The 18,989-nt window shown below is 63.0% G+C and carries 16 protein-coding genes; 3 read left to right on the top strand and 13 right to left on the bottom strand.

Annotated elements, in window-relative coordinates:
* Positions 1 to 30: 30 nt before the first annotated feature.
* Together fadD1 and fadD2 are read right to left on the bottom strand one after the other, a co-directional pair.
* The gene (gene fadD1 / locus RTH46_RS03985) at positions 31 to 1,728 is read right to left on the bottom strand and encodes a long-chain-fatty-acid--CoA ligase FadD1 (RefSeq protein ID WP_279845608.1); all 1,698 of its coding nucleotides are present in this window, start codon (positions 1,726 to 1,728) and stop codon (positions 31 to 33) included.
* 341 nt (positions 1,729 to 2,069) lie between these two features.
* On the bottom strand, positions 2,070 to 3,758 hold the full coding sequence (gene fadD2, locus RTH46_RS03980; protein ID WP_153785875.1) for a long-chain-fatty-acid--CoA ligase FadD2: 1,689 nt from the start codon (positions 3,756 to 3,758) through the stop codon (positions 2,070 to 2,072).
* A gap of 202 nt (positions 3,759 to 3,960) precedes the next feature.
* Here fadD2 and RTH46_RS03975 point away from each other — a divergent pair, with 202 nt between their 5' ends.
* Together RTH46_RS03975 and RTH46_RS03970 are read left to right on the top strand one after the other, a co-directional pair.
* Positions 3,961 to 4,905: an alpha/beta hydrolase gene (locus RTH46_RS03975; RefSeq protein WP_316905090.1), complete on the top strand. Its 945-nt coding sequence runs from the start codon at positions 3,961 to 3,963 to the stop codon at positions 4,903 to 4,905.
* Positions 4,906 to 4,939: 34 nt separating this feature from the next.
* Positions 4,940 to 5,410 (top strand): MaoC family dehydratase, encoded by a 471-nt coding sequence (locus RTH46_RS03970; protein ID WP_110995916.1) that lies wholly within the window; start codon positions 4,940 to 4,942, stop codon positions 5,408 to 5,410.
* Between the two features lie 158 nt (positions 5,411 to 5,568).
* Here RTH46_RS03970 and RTH46_RS03965 read toward each other — a convergent pair whose 3' ends face one another.
* The 5 genes from RTH46_RS03965 to RTH46_RS03945 all read right to left on the bottom strand — a co-directional run bounded on the left by RTH46_RS03965 (position 5,569) and on the right by RTH46_RS03945 (position 8,699).
* Positions 5,569 to 6,807, bottom strand: a complete 1,239-nt coding sequence (locus RTH46_RS03965; protein WP_316905089.1) for an RNA polymerase sigma factor — start codon at positions 6,805 to 6,807, stop codon at positions 5,569 to 5,571.
* Entirely contained in the window at positions 6,807 to 7,292 is a 486-nt protein-coding gene (locus RTH46_RS03960) for an SRPBCC family protein (protein ID WP_316905088.1), read from the bottom strand. Before RTH46_RS03960 ends, RTH46_RS03965 begins: the two co-directional genes overlap by 1 nt.
* Before the next feature lie 15 nt (positions 7,293 to 7,307).
* A complete protein-coding gene (locus RTH46_RS03955) occupies positions 7,308 to 7,652 on the bottom strand; it encodes a YciI family protein (protein WP_110995919.1) in 345 nt (114 codons plus the stop codon).
* 42 nt (positions 7,653 to 7,694) lie between these two features.
* Positions 7,695 to 8,120, bottom strand: coding sequence for a YybH family protein (locus tag RTH46_RS03950; protein ID WP_316905087.1), 426 nt, complete (start codon positions 8,118 to 8,120; stop codon positions 7,695 to 7,697).
* Between the two features lie 105 nt (positions 8,121 to 8,225).
* Complete coding sequence (locus RTH46_RS03945) at positions 8,226 to 8,699, bottom strand: GyrI-like domain-containing protein (protein ID WP_316905086.1); 474 nt, start codon at positions 8,697 to 8,699, stop codon at positions 8,226 to 8,228.
* Positions 8,700 to 8,789: 90 nt separating this feature from the next.
* On the opposite strand from RTH46_RS03945, the gene RTH46_RS03940 reads away from it, so the two are divergent.
* The gene (locus RTH46_RS03940) at positions 8,790 to 9,599 is read left to right on the top strand and encodes an AraC family transcriptional regulator (protein WP_316905085.1); all 810 of its coding nucleotides are present in this window, start codon (positions 8,790 to 8,792) and stop codon (positions 9,597 to 9,599) included.
* 99 nt (positions 9,600 to 9,698) lie between these two features.
* Here RTH46_RS03940 and RTH46_RS03935 read toward each other — a convergent pair whose 3' ends face one another.
* From RTH46_RS03935 to tssI, 6 genes are all read right to left on the bottom strand, one after another.
* On the bottom strand, positions 9,699 to 10,091 hold the full coding sequence (locus RTH46_RS03935; protein WP_316905084.1) for a hypothetical protein: 393 nt from the start codon (positions 10,089 to 10,091) through the stop codon (positions 9,699 to 9,701).
* A gap of 170 nt (positions 10,092 to 10,261) precedes the next feature.
* Positions 10,262 to 10,504: a hypothetical protein gene (locus tag RTH46_RS03930; RefSeq protein WP_316905083.1), complete on the bottom strand. Its 243-nt coding sequence runs from the start codon at positions 10,502 to 10,504 to the stop codon at positions 10,262 to 10,264.
* Positions 10,505 to 10,608: 104 nt separating this feature from the next.
* Positions 10,609 to 11,364 carry a hypothetical protein gene (locus RTH46_RS03925; RefSeq protein WP_316905082.1) on the bottom strand — a complete coding sequence of 252 codons (756 nt, stop codon included), beginning with the start codon at positions 11,362 to 11,364 and terminating at the stop codon, positions 10,609 to 10,611.
* A complete protein-coding gene (locus tag RTH46_RS03920; protein ID WP_316905081.1) occupies positions 11,357 to 16,195 on the bottom strand; it encodes an RHS repeat-associated core domain-containing protein in 4,839 nt (1,612 codons plus the stop codon). The genes RTH46_RS03925 and RTH46_RS03920 overlap by 8 nt, the downstream gene beginning before the upstream one ends.
* Entirely contained in the window at positions 16,192 to 16,932 is a 741-nt protein-coding gene (locus RTH46_RS03915; RefSeq protein WP_178125783.1) for a DUF4123 domain-containing protein, read from the bottom strand. The genes RTH46_RS03920 and RTH46_RS03915 overlap by 4 nt, the downstream gene beginning before the upstream one ends.
* Positions 16,922 to 18,964, bottom strand: coding sequence for a type VI secretion system tip protein TssI/VgrG (tssI, locus tag RTH46_RS03910; RefSeq protein ID WP_316905080.1), 2,043 nt, complete (start codon positions 18,962 to 18,964; stop codon positions 16,922 to 16,924). The genes RTH46_RS03915 and tssI overlap by 11 nt, the downstream gene beginning before the upstream one ends.
* Between the last annotated feature and the right edge of the window lie 25 nt (positions 18,965 to 18,989).

Here is an 18,989-nt window from a genome sequence, read left to right as displayed (position 1 = left end):
GTTTACCCGCGAAGAGGCCGGTGAAGGCTATCAGGCGATCTTCTTCAGGCCCTGCTTCTTCAGCTCTTCATCACGCAGCTCGCGGCGCAGGATCTTGCCAACGTTGGTGGTCGGCAGTGCATCGCGGAACTCGATGTAGCGCGGCACCTTGTAGCCGGTGACGTTGGCGCGCATGTGCTCCATCACCTGCTCCTTGGTGACGGTCATGCCCGGCTTGACCACGATGAACACTTTGATCACCTCGCCGGATTTTTCGTCCGGCACGCCGATGGCGGCGCACTGCAGCACACCCGGCAAGGCGGCGAGCACGTCTTCGAGTTCGTTGGGGTACACGTTGAAACCCGAGACCAGGATCATGTCCTTCTTGCGGTCGACGATGCGCATGTAGCCGTCCGGCTGGATCACGGCGATATCGCCGGTCTTCAGCCAGCCATTGCTGTCGAGGATTTCAGCCGTGGCTTCTTCGCGCTGCCAATAGCCCTTCATCACCTGCGGGCCCTTGATGCACAGTTCGCCCACTTCGCCCAGCGGCAGTTCCTGGCCGTTGTCGTCGATGACCTTGCACAGGGTAGAAGGTACCGGGATGCCAATGGTGCCGACCTGGTTGGCCTCGGACGGGTTGACCGACGCCACCGGGCTGGTCTCGGTCATGCCGTAACCTTCACAGATGGCGCAGCCGGTCACCGTCTTCCAGCGCTCGGCAACGCTCTGCTGCAGCGCCATGCCACCGGACAAGGTGATTTTCAGCCCCGAGAAGTCCAGGTTGCGGAAGGTTTCGTTGTTGCACAGGGCGACGAACAGGGTGTTCAGGCCGACGAAGCCGCTGAACTTCCACTTGCCCAGCTCCTTGACCATGGCCGGCAGGTCACGCGGGTTGCTGATCAATATGTTGTGGTTACCGATCAGCATCATGGCCATGCAATGGAAGGTGAAGGCGTAGATGTGGTACAGCGGCAGCGGGGTGATGAGGATCTCGCAGCCTTCGTGCAGGTTCGAGCCCATCAGCGCACGGCACTGCAGCATGTTGGCGACCAGGTTGCGGTGGGTGAGCATCGCGCCCTTGGCCACGCCGGTGGTGCCGCCGGTGTACTGCAGCACGGCCACATCGTTGGCCTGCGGGTTGGCCTCGGTCACCGCGCCGCCCTTGCCCAGGGCCAGCGCATCGTTGAAGCGCACGGCATTGGGCAGGTTGTAGGCCGGCACCATCTTCTTCACGTACTTGATAACGCTGTTGACCAGCAAACGCTTGAGCGGTGGCAACAGGTCGGCCACTTCGGTGACAATGACGTGCTTGACCTGGGTCTTGGGCACGACCTTCTCGGCCAGGTGCGCCATGTTGGCCAGGCACACCAGTGCCTTGGCGCCGGAATCGTTGAACTGGTGCTCCAGCTCCCGCGCGGTGTACAGCGGGTTGGTGTTGACCACGATCAGCCCGGCACGCATGGCGCCGAACACGGCGACAGGGTATTGCAGGACGTTGGGCAGTTGAACAGCGATGCGATCGCCCGGCTTCAGGTCGGTATGCTGCTGCAGCCAGGCGGCAAATGCGCCGGACAGCGCATACAACTCGCCGTAGGTGATGGTCTTGCCCAGGTTGCTAAAGGCAGGTTTGTCGGCAAAGCGTTGGCAGGATTGCTTGAGAACCGCCTGGATATTGGGGAATTCGTCAGGATTGATGTCCGCCGTGACCCCGGCTGGGTACTTATCCTTCCAAAAATGTTCGATCATGGAAGCCCGCTCCTTCAGCAACAGCGAATTCGGTACGCGTCGATGCGCTTATTATTGATATGCGAAGCCGGCTCATTGCAAACCGGATCCTCGGAAAGCGCGCCGAGAGTAACAGCTTTACCAGGGGTCGCCTAGAGGCCGAAATTGGCCTTGCGGTCACAAAAATGACTCAAAGAATTATCCAGGTCATTTTTAGAGTATTTAGCCAAAGTGTCGCGATTTCGGCTGAAAATGCCGAAGTAGAGCCATTATCGCTGTGGGAGTGGGTTCACCCGCGAACTTGGCAGTGGCCCCGCCTACGCCTTCGCGGGTAAACCCGCTCCCACAGGACCTTCAAAGCCTCAGGCGATGTCGCGCAGCTCCCGACGCAGGATCTTGCCCACCGGCGTCATCGGCAACGAATCACGCAGCACGATGTGCTTGGGCACCTTGTAGCCGGTGAAGTTGGCCTTGCAGTAAGCCTTGAGCTCATCGACGCTGAGCCCCCCGTCACGCGGTACCACGAACAGCTTGACCGCTTCGCCGGAGCGCTCGTCCGGCACGCCGATGACCGCACAGCTGGCCACCTGCGGATGGTTCATCACCACGTCCTCGATTTCGTTGGGGTACACGTTGAAACCCGAAACGATGATCATGTCCTTCTTGCGGTCGACGATACGGGTGAAACCGTCCGGGTCGATGATCGCGATGTCGCCGGTCTTGAACCAGCCATCGACATCAAGCGCCTGGGCCGTGGCCTCCGGTTGCTGCCAGTAGCCCTTCATCACCTGCGGCCCCTTGATGCACAGCTCGCCGCGCTCGCCCAGCGGCTGCTCGTTACCCTCGTCGTCGATCACCTTGAACGCCGTGCCGACCACAGGAATGCCCACCGTCCCCAACCGCGCCAGTTGGCCATAAGGGTTGGTGCTGGCCACCGGGGACGTCTCGGTCAGGCCGTAGCCTTCGACGATGCGACAGCCAGTCAGCGCCTCCCAACGTTCGGCCGTGGCCTTGACCAACGCAGTACCGCCGGAATTGGTGACCTTGAGCGCGGAGAAATCCAACGACTTGAAGCCTGGGTGGTCCATCAAGGCGACGAACAGAGTGTTCAGCCCCAACAGCGCCGAGAACCGCCACTTGCCCAGTTCCTTGATAAAACCCGAGATGTCGCGGGGGTTGGTGATCAGCACGTTGTGGTTGCCGGTGACCATCATGCACATGCAGTTCGCGGTGAAGGCATAGATGTGATACAGCGGCAGCGGCGCGATCATCACCTCCTGGCCTTCCTTGATCAGCGGCTGACCGTCGGGGCCGTGCTGGGCGAAGCAAGCCAATACCTGCAACATGTTGGCCACCAGGTTGCCGTGGCTGAGCATGGCACCCTTGGCCAGGCCAGTGGTGCCGCCGGTGTACTGCAGCACGGCGATATCTTCGTGCACTTGCGGCACCGGTTTGTGGGTCAGCCCGCGCCCCTGGCGCAGCACCTGCTTGAACGACACCGCCTGGGGCAGTTGATAGGCAGGCACCATCTTCTTCAACTTGTCGACCACGGTATTGATCAACCAGCCCTTGGCGGCGGGCAGCAGGTCGCCCATCTTCGCCTCGATCAGATACTCGATGCCGGTGTCGGGCAACACCTCCTGCACGCGGCTGCCGAACATGTTCAGGTAGACCAGCGCGCGGGCCCCGGAGTCCTTGAACTGGTGGCGCATCTCGCGGGCGGTGTACAGCGGGTTGGTGTTGACCACCACCAGCCCGGCACGCAGGGCGCCGAACACGGCGATGGGGTACTGCAATATGTTGGGCATCTGCACCGCGATGCGGTCGCCCGGTACCAGGTCGGTATGCTGCTGCAGCCAGGCGGCGAAGGCCGCGGAGTGGCGTTCGAGCTCTGCATAGCTGAGCGTCACGCCCAGGTTGCTGAACGCCGGGCGGTCGGCGAAGCGCTTGCAGGAGCGTTCGAAGACATCGACGACGGACGCATAGGCCGTCAGATCCAGTGTGGAAGGCACGCCCGCCGGGCGCTTGTCGTTCCAGAAATCGGCTTGCATTTGTTGTTGTTCCTCTGCCGGGACCTTCCCTGACCTTGATGCCAGGTGGCAAAAAGGCGTTCTGCCGACGTTAGCAGTTCGGCCCAAGGTGGCAAATACGCCAAGTGCTGCCATTAACATTGTGAATCTTATTTATGCCCTTCCTGCAATTGTGGCCTTTGCGCATACACTGTTCCTCGAACTCCGTGCGCAAGGACCCGCCATGCCCCATGACGCCTTCTGGCTGCCCGCCAGCGAGCATTGCAGCCTCTACGTGCACCAATGGCTGCCGGCCACGCCGGTCAAGGCCGTGGTGTTGCTGGCCCATGGCATGGCCGAGCATGCCGGGCGCTACCAGCGCCTGGGGCATGCCCTGAATGACGCCGGTTACGCCCTGTTCGCGCCAGACCTGCGTGGCCATGGGCGCACCGCCGAGCTGGGCCACCTCGGCCTGTTCGCCAGCCACAATGGCTGGAATGCCGTACTCAACGACCTGGGCTTGCTGGCCCAGCACATCGGCCAGCAGTTTCCCGGCACGCCGCTGTTCCTGTTTGGCCACAGCATGGGCAGCTATATCGCCCAGGCCTACCTGCTGCACCACAGCGCCAGCCTGCAGGGGGCGATCCTCAGTGGCTCGAACTTCCAGCCTGCAGCGCTGTACCGCAGCGCGCGCCTGATTGCCCGGTTCGAAACCTGGCGCCAGGGGCCGCTGGGCAAGAGCGCGCTGATCGACTGGCTATCGTTCGGTGCGTTCAACAAGGCATTCGAGCCCAACCGCACCGCCTTCGACTGGCTCAGCCGCGACCCGGACGAGGTCGACAAGTACATCGCCGACCCACTGTGCGGCTTTCGCTGCAGCAACCAACTGTGGCTCGACCTGCTGCAGGGCCTGGCGCAGATCAGCCAGGCAAAGCACCTCGCACAGATCGATCCGAACCTGCCAATACTGGTTATTGGCGGTGAATGTGATCCGGTGAGTGCCGGCAAGCGTCTCACGGTTCTGGCCGACGCCCTGCGCGCGACCGGCAACCGCCACGTGCAGTTGCGCGTCTACCCTGGCGCACGGCACGAAGTGCTCAACGAAACCCATCGCGACGAGGTCAGTGCCGATATCATCGGCTGGCTGGAGCAGGCGCTGGCCCTTGGCCGCCCTGCCCGCAGTGAATGATAGGCACCCTCGCCCGCCCCACAAGGAAGCCCCGATGACCCAGGTCAGCAACACGCCTTACGAAGCCCTCGAAGTCGGCCAGAAAGCTGAGTACAAGAAGTCCGTGGAAGAACGCGACATCCAGCTGTTCGCCGCGATGTCCGGTGACCACAACCCGGTGCACCTGGACGCCGAGTTCGCCGCCAAGAGCATGTTCCGCGAACGCATCGCCCACGGCATGTTCAGCGGTGCGCTGATCAGCGCCGCAGTGGCCTGCACCCTGCCCGGCCCCGGCACCATCTACCTGGGTCAGCAGATGAGCTTCCAGAAGCCGGTCAAGATCGGCGACACCCTGACCGTGCGCCTGGAAGTCCTCGAGAAGCTGCCCAAGTTCAAGGTGCGCATCGCCACCAACGTGTACAACCAGAACGACGAACTGGTGGTCGCGGGTGAGGCCGAGATCCTGGCACCGCGCAAGCAGCAGACCGTCGAACTGGTGAGCCCGCCGAATTTCGTCGCCAGCTGATAACTGTTCTTGGGGGCCTTGCAGGCCCCTTTCGCTGGCAAGCCAGCTCCCACAAGGATCGCGCCACGCTCATGTGGGAGCCGGCTTGCCGGCGATGAGGCCAGTGCGAGTGACACTAGACAGTTGCCCTACAGAGCACGGGCTTGCGAGGGTTGTGCCTAGCCCAGCTCGCGCAGGCGTCGCTCGATATGCCGCCGTTCCGGCCCCTGCCGAGTCAACGCCAATGCCTGCTGCCAGGCACTGCGAGCCTCTTCGATGTTGCCCAACTGCCGATGCAGCTCGGCCCGCGCGGCATGGGCCAGGTGATAATCGCCCAACTCGCCACGCGCCAGAATCGCCTCCACCGCCTGCAAGCCCACCTGCGCGCCATCCCGACGGGCCAGCGCCGCTGCACGGTTGAGCTCGACCACCGGTGACGGCCAATGCCGTTGCAGCACCTCGTACAAACCGACAATCTCCCCCCAGTTCGTGGCTTCGGCGCTGGGCGCTTCGGCATGCACGGCAGCAATCGCAGCCTGCAGGCTGTAGGGCCCGAACGCCCGGCTGCGCAGCGCCTGCTGCACCAACTGGCAACCTTCCTCGATCTGCGCCCGATCCCACAGGCTGCGGTCCTGCTCATCGAGCACCACCAGTTCGCCGTCGGCATCGCTGCGCGCTCTTTGCCGCGAGGCCTGCAGCAACATCAGCGCCAGCAGGCCGAGCACCTCGGCATCCGGCAGCAACTGCCCAACCAACCGGCCCAGGCGAATAGCCTCATCGGTCAACGCCTGGGTCACCACGTCTTCACCCGTCGAAGCCGAATAGCCTTCGTTGAACACCAGGTAAATCACCCGCAACACACTTTCCAAACGCTCGGGCAACTCGTTCAGGGCGGGCACCTGGTAGGGGATCCCGGCATCACGGATCTTCGCCTTGGCGCGCACGATACGCTGGGCGATGGTCGTCGGGCTCTGCAGGAAGGCACGGGCTATCTGCTCGGTGGTGAGGTCGCACACCTCGCGCAGGGTCAGCGCCACCTGGGCATCGAAGGCCAGCGACGGGTGGCAGCAGGTGAAGATCAGACGCAGACGATCGTCGGCCAGCAGCTCCTCATCGCCGGGGTCGTGCGCCTCGCCTTCGAGCAGCATGATCAGGTCGGCCTGGGAACGGTCGAAACGGGCTCGTCGGCGCAAGGCGTCGATAGCCTTGAAACGCCCGGTCGAGACCAGCCAGGCCCGCGGATTGTCGGGGATGCCGTCGCGCTGCCAACGCTCGACGGCAATGAAGAAGGCATCGTGCATGGCCTCCTCGGCCAGGTCGAAATCCCCCAGCAAGCGAATCAGGGTAGCCAGGATGCGCCGCGAGTCGCGGCGATAGACCGCCTCGGCCTCCTCGCGTACCTGCGCCGGCGCTTGCATCAGTCCTGCATCCGCTGGGTCACTACCTCCACCAGGCGGTCCAGGCTTTCTCCCCAGCCCTGATGAAAGCCCATTTCTTCATGGGCGAGGCAATCGGCGGCACTCCAGTGCCAGGCACGCGCGGTATAGCGTGTCTTGCCATGCTCTTCGTCGAAGGTGACCACGGCGGTCATGAAGGCTTTGTCCGACGGCACCCAGCCTGGGCGGAAGGCATCAGTGAAAACCAATCGGTGCGGTGGGTGGATTTCCAGGAACACGCCCTGATGCGGGTATTCGCTGCCGTCGGGCGCACGCATCAAGGTGCGGAACAACCCGCCTGCCCACAGTTGCATTTCGCATTCCGGGGTGGTCATGCCGTGCGGCCCCCACCACTGCATCAGCCATTGGGGTTCGGTCCAGGCCCGGAACACCTTGGCCGGCGGGGCATCGATCAGTCGGCTGATGGACAGCTCGTGCGGGGCCTGTAGCGGTTGCGCCAGTGTCATGCTGGTTGTTCTCCGTCAGGGTTGCAGTTCGCGTACGGGCCGCACTTCAACACTGCCAACCCGTGCAGCCGGGATGCCCTTGGCGATGTTCAGCGCCTCGTTGAGGTCGCGGGCATCGACCAGGTAGAAGCCCGCCAACTGCTCCTTGGTTTCGGCGAACGGGCCGTCGGTGAGGCTCATGTGCCCACCGCGCACGCGCACCGTGGTCGCGGTCTGCACCGGCTTGAGCGCCTCGGCGGCAAGCATGCGCCCGGAGCCCTGGATGGACTCGGCGTAGGCCATGCATTCGGCGTCTTCGGGGCTGTCGGGCAGGCTGTGCAACAGCCCTTCATCACAGTAGACCAGGCACAGGTATTTCATGATCGTCTCCAGCGTGGGGTGGCGATGGGCGGTCGACAGGCTTCAGGGCTTGAGGTCGAACAGGGCTTTTTGCGTTTCCATGTCGAAGGGTGCCGACCAGTGCTCATGGATGACCTGCCATTGACCCGCCTGGCGCCGGTACCCCACCGTGACCCGCATGAAGCCGCACTGGCTTTCATCGTCGGAAGGCCCGCAGCGGTTGAGCCAGTGGGCCAGGCCCAGATCGCCGTCGGCATGCACGGTCAGTTGCGCCACTTCGAATACCATGGGGCCGGTGCACATCCCCATGCACATTTCCCAGTGCGCGCGGTAGGCGGCCTTACCCTTGAACTGCAGGGCCTGGATCGCATCGAAGGCGAGGATGTCGTCGGCATAGGGCGCGACGATCTTGTCGACATCGCGATCACGCACGGCCTGGATCCAGTGCTCGATCAGTTGGCGGATTTCATGTTCGGCTGCGCTGTTCATCGATGTGTCCTCCGGACGTTGGGGCGACGGCGTTGATGTTGCGTTCACCTTTGGTCGAACGGGGATCGGGCAATTCGACAGCACCTGCAAGAATTTCCCGGTGCCTCAGCGGCGCTCGAGCGGAATCCAGATTTCCATCACGGCCTGTGGGTCGGCAGGGTCGAACCCGGCCGGGTAGCGCTCGAACACTGCGGCATTGGCCGAGCGCTCGCCGGAGGCAGGCAGCCACTGCTGGAAAATGCCGTCGAAGGTCGCCTTGAGCCCCTGCAGGCTGCCGTGGTGTTCAAACACCGCATAGTGCTGGGGCGAGAGCGTCAGGTGAGTGAAGCCGGCGGGCAACCCGGCAGTCGCAGCGACCTCGACGCCGGCCAAATAGTCGAAGCCGCCCTGCTCGTCGGGGTTGTAGCACACACCATAACTGTCATGGCCATGGGCACCGGGCACATGCTCGATATGCGGCCCGAAGCGCTGCCACAGGCGCGGCAGCCCACTGAGATCGGCCATATTGAAGCGCTCGGCGAAGCCGGCGAGGGTCAGCGCCCGGCCATCTTCGTAGCGAACGGGGATCGGGTTCATCATCATCGGTCTCGCTGAATTGACGTGGAGGGCATTGCACCGGGCCATGCTGGTTCGATAGCGTAGCCCAGATCCGCCACAGGGAAGCGTCCCATGCCGTTGACCAGCCAACCCCTGCTCGCCTGCGCACAGCTGGAGTTGTCGTGGGTGCACGCGCAGGGCAGTGCCAGTTTTGCTCGCCATACCCACGACGAATACGTGCTGGGTGCCAATTTGCGAGGCGCCGAACAGATATGGCTGGACGGTCGCGAGCTGGCCGTACCCGCCCGCCGCGTAACCTTGTACAACCCATTGGCCGTGCAGGCTTCGACCTTCGGCCCCGACGGCGTGGAATACATCAGCCTGCACCTGGCCACCGACACCCTGCGCCAGGTGATCGGTGACAACAATCTGCGCTCGACCGACCAGCCCCCGGCGTTCGAGCAGGGCATCCTCGAACACCCCGGCCTGTTTGCAGCCCTGCTCGACCTGGCTCGGGCCGACGCCGGCGAGCGCGAGCAGGCCTTGCTGTTGCTGGTGGCGCAATTGCTCGAACAACCCACGGCCACGCCGGGCGAACAGTCGGTCGCTGTCAGCCGCAGCCTGGCTGCGATGAACGCGAGCCTCGACAGCCGCCTGGAGCTTGAGCAACTGGCGCAGCTGGCCGGGCTCAGCAAATACCACTACGCGCGCTGCTTCAAGAAAGCCACTGGCCTTGGGCCGCTGCAGTACCACATGCAGCTGCGCCTGATCGAAGCGCGGCGCCGCCTGCGCGCAGGCCAGCACCCGCAGGACGTGGCGCTCGACCTGGGCTTTTATGACCAGAGCCACTTCATCGGTGCCTTCCGTCGCGTGCACGGGGTAACCCCGCAGCACTACGCAACCCGTTACAAGGGGGGCGCGGCCGGGATGAACTCGCGGTAACCGGAAAGGACCACGTACAATTCTTGAGGCATTTCGGTCCGAGTGAGCTGGCAACGCAGCACCAGCCTTTTGCAGTCAATAAAAAATCGTGGCACCCCATCACTCTACCCGCGACCAATGCACGCAATCACTATCCCCGAAATAGACCAACACGTGTCTTGTAGCATCAAGTAGCCAAAATCTAAACGCCGTAGTTTCGTTTATCAAAAGCTGTAACCCCTCCTTACCCTCAAACTTCCAGGCATGCCACTTTTCATCCAGCACCAACAAGTACACAAACTCTTCAGGGCGCTTGGATATGCCTCTCCAGAAATTTTCGTCATAATACCTACAAGCCCCCTGCATATAAAACGAATCAAGATTTCCGCAACCACCATAAAAATTCAAATCTAAATAATCTAGCAAGCCTCGCAACTCCACCTCTTCAAACCGCTCAGCCTTAATCGAATTAGCCTTAATCTCTCTTTCAATTTCAATCTTTAAATACTCCACATCACCGCCCCTTCTCAGTGGATATTTTCCCCCTACTCACATGGACTCTCTGCACAAGTATACGACCTCGCACACCACCCACGCGCGCCCGTTTACCGGCGGCGTCTTCATACTGAAAATGATCCCCCTTCATCCAACCTATATCTTTCAAATACTACATTCTTATAACATCACACCTCTATATATTTCGCATCATCACGCATAGAGCAAACAACATACTCCTCCACATACTCAAACGACATACAAAACCCATCAGCATCCAAAAAATCTGGAATGCTGCGCGGGTCGCTATCACACCCTAGAAAGCCCCCCGACATTTCTGCACCAATGCCTTCAAGATTTAACAGCCGCCCAAGCAAAACACCAATAAAACTTTCACACCCCAGCCTTTTACACAAATTTAAATCAAGCATGCAGGCACTCATACTTAGCACACTCAACCCTCCACCGCCTCACGACCTGACAAAAATTGACAACATCTTCAACTAGAACACCAGAGCAAACACCGCACAACCTTCTAAAGCTCATGCCTTACATCATCAAAATTTTCATAGAGCTTCACCAACCTATTACAGGCAGCCATTATCGCTACCCTTTCAGGCCCAACACCTTCAGATCGGACGTTTTTTTCACACCAATCACGGATATAAAAAGCCCCAACAGACATGGAACAAACGACATACTCATCCATATAACCAAATGACATCTCAACCCCTTTGCCACTCAAATGCGCTGGGATATTTTCCGGATCCTCATCACACCCCAGATAAACCCCAGACATACCTACACTTATCCCCTTGAAATTCAAGAGAGACTCAAGCAGATCCTCAATACAACCATTCACACCAAAGCCAGAACAAAGAAAAACACCCAAAAGGCAATCTTTTGGAATTTCATTCTTAACAAGGACCGTCATACCACTGTAAAGCCTCACCAACTTATCACAAGAGTTACTCACCCTCTCCTTTTCCGCGACCACATTAGCACCACACCACTCCTCTATGAATTTAGCACCTTCAACCATAGAGCAAACAACATACCTATCCATATACTCAAACGACATATCAAAACCCTCAATATCCAGATAATCTGGAATACTGAGAGGATCGCTATCACACCCAAGATAGACACCTGCCATCTCCAACCCAACACACTTTAAGTCAAGAAGCCCATCGAGCAAAACACCTATAAAACTCCGACACTCCGAGCTACTCGTCACTTCAAAAACATCCATACAAGCTTTCATCACCCTCTCATCACTAGCGTTAATCATACGAACCCCCTTCGATAGATGGATGAAAGTTAGTGACAACCTTAGTATTCTCATCCATATAAATAGTAAATCTTATTCCGCCATGATAAGCGCTATAGGAACGTTTCCCCTGCTTAACCTTTTCATCATATTTACTCAAAGCCGCTCTGAGACCGCTGAGATACAACCTATCCGTAGGATGCTTAACTTCATCATAAACCGTTTTCGGATTTTGAAATTTCTTTACACCAATCACAGTCCCGTCCCGCTCCAGTAAATCCCGCCCATAAAAAACCTGAGTAATCCCATCCACATCACCTGGAGCTTCCGAAATCATATGCAGCCGCATTTCATCCACCACCCTCATAAATTCACTTCGACTATGCGCCCCTTTAACTCCATGCTTCTGGCTAAAGCCGTCAAACCTCTCCATATGTTGCTTTATCCCCTTGTTAACTGGCATTCCCCGATAGGTGAATACCTCCGGACAACACGCCTCCAACCCCAACGGATCCACCCACCCCGTCGGGTTCACACCATACAAATACCCATTAACCCCACCCGCCAGTCCAATCGGATCCGGCGTCAGGTACCGCCCGGTCTGCGGGTTGTAATAGCGGTGTCGGTTGTAATGCAGCCCGGTTTCTTCATCGTAGTACTGCCCCTGGAACCGCAGGGGGTTGTCGACGTGGTCCACGTCCAGCCGCAGCACGTGGCCGTAGGCGCGGTAGCGCGCCGACCAACGGATGCGGCCGTTGACGGCGGTCAGCTCCTGGGGAGTGCCGAGGTGGTCGAGGTGGTAGTGCAGGGCCTCGACGGAGGTGTCGCCGTCGCGTAGCAGCATCACCATCGGGCGGAAGCTGCCGGGTTCGTACACATAGCTGCGCCAGCGGCCCTGGGAGTGCTCGGCCAGCAGGCGCTCGCCCTGCCAGATGAAGGCGGTCTCGGTGCCGTCGACGTCCTTGGACACGCGCCGGCCGAAGGCATCGTAACGGTAGCGGGCCTGGCGGCCGTCGGGCAGCTGGACGCTGGCCAGGCGGTGCTGGCTGTCGTACTGGTAATGGGTGACCAACTGCTGGCCGTGGCCGCGGCGTTCGCTGGCCTGGTTGCCGAAGCGGTCGTAGCTGTAGTGGCAATCGCCGTGCATCAGCAGGCGGTTGGCCTGCACCTGCACGTCACGGGGGTCGCCGCGCAGGCCGCTCTGGGCCAGGAGGTTGCCGGCGGGGTCATGGACGAAATACTCGGCCAGTTCGCCGCGCACGCTGGTCAAGCGGTCGAGCGGGTCGTAGTGGTAGCTGCGGGTGCCGCGGCGGGTGTCCTCCAAACGCGCCAGGTTACCGCTGTCGTCGTAGTGGTAGCGGCGCATGAACACCGGGCCTTCCTTGCGATCGACACGCTGGCTTACCAGGCGGCCCTGGCCGTCATGCTGGAACTGGCTGAGCAGCTCGCCCTGCTCGCGGGCCAGTTCCTGGCCGAGGCCGTGGCGGTGGGCGGTGAGGCGCTGGCCGTCGAGGTCGATGGTTTGCAGGTGGCCACCGGGCTGGTAGCGGTAGTCGAGGCGGCTGCCATCGGGCAGGCGGCAATGGCTGACCTGGCCCATCACGTCGTAGCCGTAGTGCAGGGTCGCCCAGCCCTGGTGCTCGGTAACCAGGCGGTCGCAGAGGTCGTACTCGTAGGCCAGCGGCCAGTGGCCGTCGTCCACCCGCACCAACCGGCCCAGGGCGTCGTACTGGTGGCTGACCTGCTGACCATCGGGCAGGGTCTTGACCAGTAGCCGGCCTTGCTTGTCGCGGGTGTAGCGGGTCAACCAGGGCTCGCCGTCGTCGCCCAGCTCGGTCTTTTCCAGTAGCTGGCCGTTAAGGTCGTAGTCGTAGCGGATGACGCGCCCGTCGAAACCGGTTTCTTCGGCGAGCAGGCCGTTGGCGTGGTAGGCCAGGCGGTAGCACTCGTCGCGCTCGTTGATGATTTGCGACAGTTGCAGCTGGCCGTTGTCGTAGCGGTAGTGCAGGCAGCTGCCATCGGGGTTGATGCGCCGCGACGGCAGGTGCAGGCCGCCTTCGTACTCGAAGCGGGTCACCCGGCCCAGTTCGTCGCTTTGCGCGGTCACCCGGCCATAGGCGTTGTACTGATAGCGGCGCACACCGCCGCCAGGCAGCGACACTTCGCTCAGGCGCCCGGCCAGGTCCCAGGTGTACTGGGTGGCCGAGGCATTCTCGCGAAGGCGCATCACCAGGCGGCCGAGGGCATCGTAGCGGTAGCGCCGCGAACCGCCGCCGGGCAAGGCTTCGCTGACCAGTTGCCCAGAGGCGTTCCAGCCCAGCTCGTGCAGGCCGCCGTCGGCCTGGCGGATGGCGACCAGGCGGCCCTGTTCGTCATAGCGGTAGCCGGTGACCTGCCCACAGGGGTCGGTCTGGCTGAGCACATCGCCCTGGGCGTTGCGCTGGTACAACCAGCGCGCCTGGCCGCGGCGCACCTCGCACACATGGCCGTCGCGGTAGTGGTAGTGGGTAGCCTCGCCTTCCTCGGGGCGCACCGACAGCAGCTGCCCGGCGTCGTCGTAGCTATAGCGGGTTTCGGCACCCAGCGGGTTGCGCTCGCCGATCAGCCGGCCCTTGGCGTCGTAGGTCTTATGGTGCTCGGCGCCGTCGGCATCTACCTGGCGCACCAGCCGGGCCTTGTCGTCGTGCTGATAGAACTGCTGGCTGCCATCGGCGTTGTGCACCGTCACGCCGCCCTGGCCGTCCCACTGGTAGCGGGCCTCCAGGCCCGGCACGCTGGACCAGTGGCGAACGCAGCGGGCGTGCCGGCCCTCGCCTTCCCACTCCCAGTAGAACGCCGCGCCCCCCGCCAGTTGGCGTTCGAGGATGATATTGGCGGCGTCGTAGCGGTAGCGTTCGCGCTCGTCCAGGCCATTGCCGGCCTCGGTCAATTGCCCGGCGTCGTTGTAGTGGTAGGTGGCCAGGGTCGCGACCCGCACCCAGGGCGCCTGCTCACGCCCCTTGCTGTCGTACATCGACTGCCAGAACTGCTGCTCCACCGTCACCAGGCGGCCTTGCTGGTAGCTCAGCAGCAGGCGGTTGCCGGCGCCGTTGTCGATGTGCTGCAAGCGGCCGCCGTGATCGTACGCCAGGCATACGCGGTTACCGTAGGCGTCGCTCAGGGCCATCAGCCGGCCATCGATGAAGTGCAGGTAGCGCGGGCGGGCGCCGGCCTCGGCGATCACCAGCTCGCCGTCGGTCTGGCCCAGGTAGATGGCCGCGCTGCACAGGCTGTTGCCGATCACCGGGCGCTGGCTGTCCGGCATCGGGAAGTGGGTGCGGCGGTTTTCGTGGTCGCACCACAGCACGCCCTGGCCGTCGGCCTGCAAGCGGTGGCACAGACTGTGGCTCCAGCCGGGGCCCAGGCCGTGGTCGATTTCAGCCGCGCTGGTGCGATACAGGCGCACCCACTCTACCGGCAGCACGCCGAACAGCTCGGCATCCTTGAGGGTGAGCAGCTCCTCGCCGGTGACCATCGACACCGGGCAGCGGTGGGTGGCTGTCTCGTCGGCGCGCTGGGCGGGCTTGTCGCTGGGGGTGCGCGGCTGGCTGGGGGCGTCGGGCAGGTCTTGCTCCTGCTCCACCCGGAGCGTGCTGTGGCGCTTGCCGCGCACCACCGACACGGCGTCGTCCACGGCCAGGTCGAGGCCCTGCGCGGCGCTCTTGATTGCCAGCGGCACCTTGGCCGCGCTGTTGACCTCGACACTGCCGCCGGTCAAGAGCGGCTGGGCGCGTTTGGTGTGGGTCGCCAGGGCATGCTGGCGGCTGAGATCGATCAGCCGTTGCAGGCCGTCCAGCAAGCCGCCGGCCCCCCGGGCGGTATTGCTGGCGTACTTGAGGCCCTTGGCGGTGAGGCGGAACGCCAGCCCCAGGCCGCCGGACAGCACGATCCCCAACAGCACATCCAGCAACAGCCCGGCATTGAGCATGGCGTAAGCCTGGGCCTGCCACTCGGGCGGGCTCAGGGCCAGCCACTGCAGGATCGCGGTGGCGTAGTAGAACATCAGCAGCTCGTCGTCGAGCATCAGAAAGGCGGTGTGCAGCAGGCTGCCGGCCTGGGCCTTGAGCTTGTCGAAGTCAGCCTCGCTGATGAACTGCAACAGCTGGTCGCGCGCGCCGTCGAGGTTGAACAGCAGCTTGACCAGGGCCTTGAGGTCGTCGAACAGGTTCATCAGCACGCTGCCGACACCCTTGGCCATTGCCTTGTGGATATCGTTCACCCGCTGCATCGACCCCACCGGCGGCATGCTGTCCCAATGCGGGGCGATGCGCTCGGCCCACTCGCCGTCCAACCAGCCCTTGAGCTGGTCGAGCAGGCTGTCGTACGAGGCGTACAGGGCCTGGACCTCGGCCGGGCTGACCTTGGGATGGAAGTGCAGACGGTAGCGGCGGTTGGCGTGGCAACCGCTGATGGTTGCCTGGCCGTTGGCATCGAGCACCCCTTCGAAGCGTTGCGGTACCTGGCCCGCAGCCACCTGCTCGACCAGTTGGTAGGGGGTGCCGCCGATGGGCACGAAGGCCAGGCTTTCGAAACGGTGCACGATGTTCAGCACGCCATTGGCCGGGCAGTTCGCGTAGCCGGTGATGCGCCGTTCGCCAAGGCCCTTGGCCTGGCGCATCACCTCGTTGCCGGCACTGTCGGTGAAGCGCAGCTCTTGCTCCAGGTCCAGCGCCCAGCCCAGCAAGAAGCTGTCCTGCAGCGCTTCGAAGGTGGCGAGGCTGTGCTGGCGGAAAGCGGCGATGCGTGCCGGGCCATCGGGCTTGTGGGCATCGAGATTGTCGAGGAGGAACTTGGCGTAGATGATCAGGCTCATGGCGTGATGTCCTTGTTCACGTGCGCCAGCAGCCGTTCCAGGGCTGGCGGGTCGAGCGGAGCACCCAGGGCCAGGCGCGCGACCTTGCAGCGCAGGTTGGCCTCGGGGAGGGCGAAGTAAAGGTCGGCATGGGCCTCGCGCAGCCATTGCATGAGGTTGTCCAGCACCGGGCCGGGGTCGTGCCGGTGCAGGTGCTCGAATAGCGCGGCGCTGGCCTGCCACCAGGGGAAAGGTTCGATGTTCAGGCGCTGTGCCTGGCGCAACGGGCGGGCCTGGCCGTTGCTCCAGACGCGGCTGAACACCGGCAGCAGCGGCGCCTCGCCTGGCGCGTGGTGATCGAGCAGGGCCAGCAACTGATGGCCGTCCCACAGACGCAGGAACACCGCGGTGCCGTCGGGCAGCTTCACCTGGGTCAGGCTGCGCAGGTAGTCGAACACCAGGGTCGGTGGGTGCGAGGACACCGCCAGCCAGCCCCAGTCAAGGCAGCGCTGGTTGCCGCACCAGATGAGGAAGTCCCCTTGCGGCGCGGCCTCCACCAGATAAGGCATGGCCTCCAGCCAGCCGGCATAGGGGGTACCTTTCCACAGCGGCTGGGGCACGTGGGAGCCATCGCGCTGCCGGTAGGCGGCCAGCGTATCGGCCTTTGCAAGGCTGCCGAACACCAGGTAAAGCCGCTCACCATCAGCCAGCGGGCTGGCTGCCAGCCAATCTTGGGGGGCAAGGGTTTCACAGCTCACAGGCACCCTCCTTGCACCGCTCGCATTCCTCGCAGAACGCGGCATTGCGCCGGAAGGTGTCGAGCTGCGCCTGGGTCAGCGGCAGGCCCGCCACCGAGCGTTCGGCCTCGGCCGTGATACCCGGCAGCAGCGGCGCGGCCGGGGTGCCGGCGGCGACCTGGCCACTGGAGTCGACATACAGCGAGCCACCCACGGTTACCCCGCCAGCCGCGATCCGCACGAAACCACCGCCCGCACGCAGCACCACCTCGCTGCCGGCATCCAGCACCAGGCGCTTGCCGGCCGACAGGTGGATTTCCTGCCCGGCCTCCACCAGCAGGGCCTGGCCCAGGGTGATGTGCCGGCTGTTGGCGACGGTCAGGTGGTCGTCGCCGCGCAGCTCGGTCTTGCGGTCGCCGTGCACGGTGCGGTGCTGCTGAGCGTGGTATTCGCTGTGCACGTCGGCCAGCACCGTGTCGTGGCGCTCATGGCCGACATGGCTGCGCTGGTCGTGGCCGATGCGCTGCTCCCAGTCTCGCTGGGCGTGGAAGTAGATCTGCTCCTGGCCGGCGCGGTCCTCGATGCGCAGCTCGTTGTGGCCTTGGGCCGCGGGCGAGCTGTGGGTCTTGAACACGCTGCGGGTCTTGTGGGCGGGCAACTCATAGGGCGGCTGGTGCTCGGCGTGGTACAGGCAGCCGGTGACCAGCGGCCGGTCGGGATTGCCGTCGAGGAAGCTGACCAGCACTTCCATGCCCACCCGCGGGATGACCAGCCCGCCGTACTGGTTACCGGCCCACTGGCTGGCGACGCGCAGCCAGCAGCTGGTCTTTTCATCGAGCCGGCCATCGCGATCCCAGTGGAACTGCACCTTGATCCGGCCAAGGCGGTCGCAGTGGATCTCCTCCCCTTGCGGGCCGGTCACCCGGGCGGTCTGAGCACCGTGCACGCGAGGCCGTGGGCTGGGGGCTGGAGTCCGGTAGGGGGTGCCCCAGGGCAAGGCCTTGAAGGTGTTGCGGTAGCCTTGCCAGGCCTCGCCGGCGGTGCTGGCGGCGGCCTCCTCCAGCACCTGGGGCTGATGGCCCTCGTGGGTCACCTCGGCCAACAGCCAGAGCGCGTTCCAAGCGGCGCGCGGGTGTGCTTCGAGGGTGAAGAAATAACCGCAGCGCAAGGCCGGTTGGTCACTGTTGCCTTCGGCTTGCAGGTAGTCGGCGCGGTGGCCTTCCAGGGCCCGCTGGCTCAGTTGGCGGCCACGCTCGCGGTCGGTGAAATCCCCCGGGTAGCCGTAGTCCTCCAGGTCCGGCTGGGGCACAGGCAGTTCGGGTTGATGCTGGGCTTCGAGCAGCAGCTTGGGCTTGAGCGGGTCATAGTCGCGCCGGCTGACCCGCCCGGTACGCGCCGCCACCCGCGCGCCGAACTGGCTGACCACCGGCTGCTGCGCGACCTGGCCGCTGTCCGGCGCGAAGGGGGTGGGCCGCGCCAGGCGCGGGAAGGCGCTCTGCTCGTCGCCGAACACCAGCAGGTGGGCGTCGGCGCTGTGCTCGAAGTGGTAGTGCAGCCCCTCCTCCTCGCACAGGCGCTGCACGAAGGCGAGGTCGGTCTCGTCGTACTGGGTGCAGTACTCGCGTTTTGGGTATGGGATGGGGCCGAGGCGGAACACGTAGGCGTCGGCGAGGATGCCGTGGGCCTTGAGCACCGTGGCGATGATCTGCGGCACATTTTGCTGCTGGAAGATCCGCAGGTTGCGGCAGTGCACCAGGCTGGCCAGGCGCGGTACCAGCTCCAGGTGATAGTGGGTCAGCCGCCGCCCGCTGTCGGCTTGGGCGACGCTGGCGACCTGGCCGTGGAAGCACTGCTCGTCATTGCCGACCCGCAGCGTGGCCAGTTTGTGCAGCAGGCTTTCGAGGTCGAGCGACGGGTCTTCACTGACCAGTTCGAGGTGGAATGAATAGGGGCAACTCAGTGCCTCTGCCCCTTTGAAGCGCAAAACCTGCAAGTCCGTTTGAACACCATGAACTTGCAAACTGAAAAGGGGTTGATCGCCAGGACCGGACATTCGCATTCCTTATGACAGGTACGTC

Origin of the sequence: Pseudomonas sp. zfem004 (genome assembly GCF_032621715.1) — a bacterium.
GTDB lineage: Bacteria > Pseudomonadota > Gammaproteobacteria > Pseudomonadales > Pseudomonadaceae > Aquipseudomonas > Aquipseudomonas sichuanensis.
This window is presented reverse-complemented; position numbering and strand designations above follow the sequence as displayed.

What these genes read in the sequence shown, in the direction of transcription:
- fadD1 (WP_279845608.1), bottom strand. Translation starts at nt 1,728, where the DNA reads ATGATCGAACATTTTTGGAAGGATAAGTACCCAGCCGGGGTCACGGCG.
- fadD2 (WP_153785875.1), bottom strand. Translation starts at nt 3,758, where the DNA reads ATGCAAGCCGATTTCTGGAACGACAAGCGCCCGGCGGGCGTGCCTTCC.
- RTH46_RS03975 (WP_316905090.1), top strand. Translation starts at nt 3,961, where the DNA reads ATGCCCCATGACGCCTTCTGGCTGCCCGCCAGCGAGCATTGCAGCCTC.
- RTH46_RS03970 (WP_110995916.1), top strand. Translation starts at nt 4,940, where the DNA reads ATGACCCAGGTCAGCAACACGCCTTACGAAGCCCTCGAAGTCGGCCAG.
- RTH46_RS03965 (WP_316905089.1), bottom strand. Translation starts at nt 6,807, where the DNA reads ATGCAAGCGCCGGCGCAGGTACGCGAGGAGGCCGAGGCGGTCTATCGC.
- RTH46_RS03960 (WP_316905088.1), bottom strand. Translation starts at nt 7,292, where the DNA reads ATGACACTGGCGCAACCGCTACAGGCCCCGCACGAGCTGTCCATCAGC.
- RTH46_RS03955 (WP_110995919.1), bottom strand. Translation starts at nt 7,652, where the DNA reads ATGAAATACCTGTGCCTGGTCTACTGTGATGAAGGGCTGTTGCACAGC.
- RTH46_RS03950 (WP_316905087.1), bottom strand. Translation starts at nt 8,120, where the DNA reads ATGAACAGCGCAGCCGAACATGAAATCCGCCAACTGATCGAGCACTGG.
- RTH46_RS03945 (WP_316905086.1), bottom strand. Translation starts at nt 8,699, where the DNA reads ATGATGAACCCGATCCCCGTTCGCTACGAAGATGGCCGGGCGCTGACC.
- RTH46_RS03940 (WP_316905085.1), top strand. Translation starts at nt 8,790, where the DNA reads ATGCCGTTGACCAGCCAACCCCTGCTCGCCTGCGCACAGCTGGAGTTG.
- RTH46_RS03930 (WP_316905083.1), bottom strand. Translation starts at nt 10,504, where the DNA reads ATGCTTGATTTAAATTTGTGTAAAAGGCTGGGGTGTGAAAGTTTTATT.
- RTH46_RS03925 (WP_316905082.1), bottom strand. Translation starts at nt 11,364, where the DNA reads ATGATTAACGCTAGTGATGAGAGGGTGATGAAAGCTTGTATGGATGTT.
- RTH46_RS03920 (WP_316905081.1), bottom strand. Translation starts at nt 16,195, where the DNA reads ATGAGCCTGATCATCTACGCCAAGTTCCTCCTCGACAATCTCGATGCC.
- tssI (WP_316905080.1), bottom strand. Translation starts at nt 18,964, where the DNA reads ATGTCCGGTCCTGGCGATCAACCCCTTTTCAGTTTGCAAGTTCATGGT.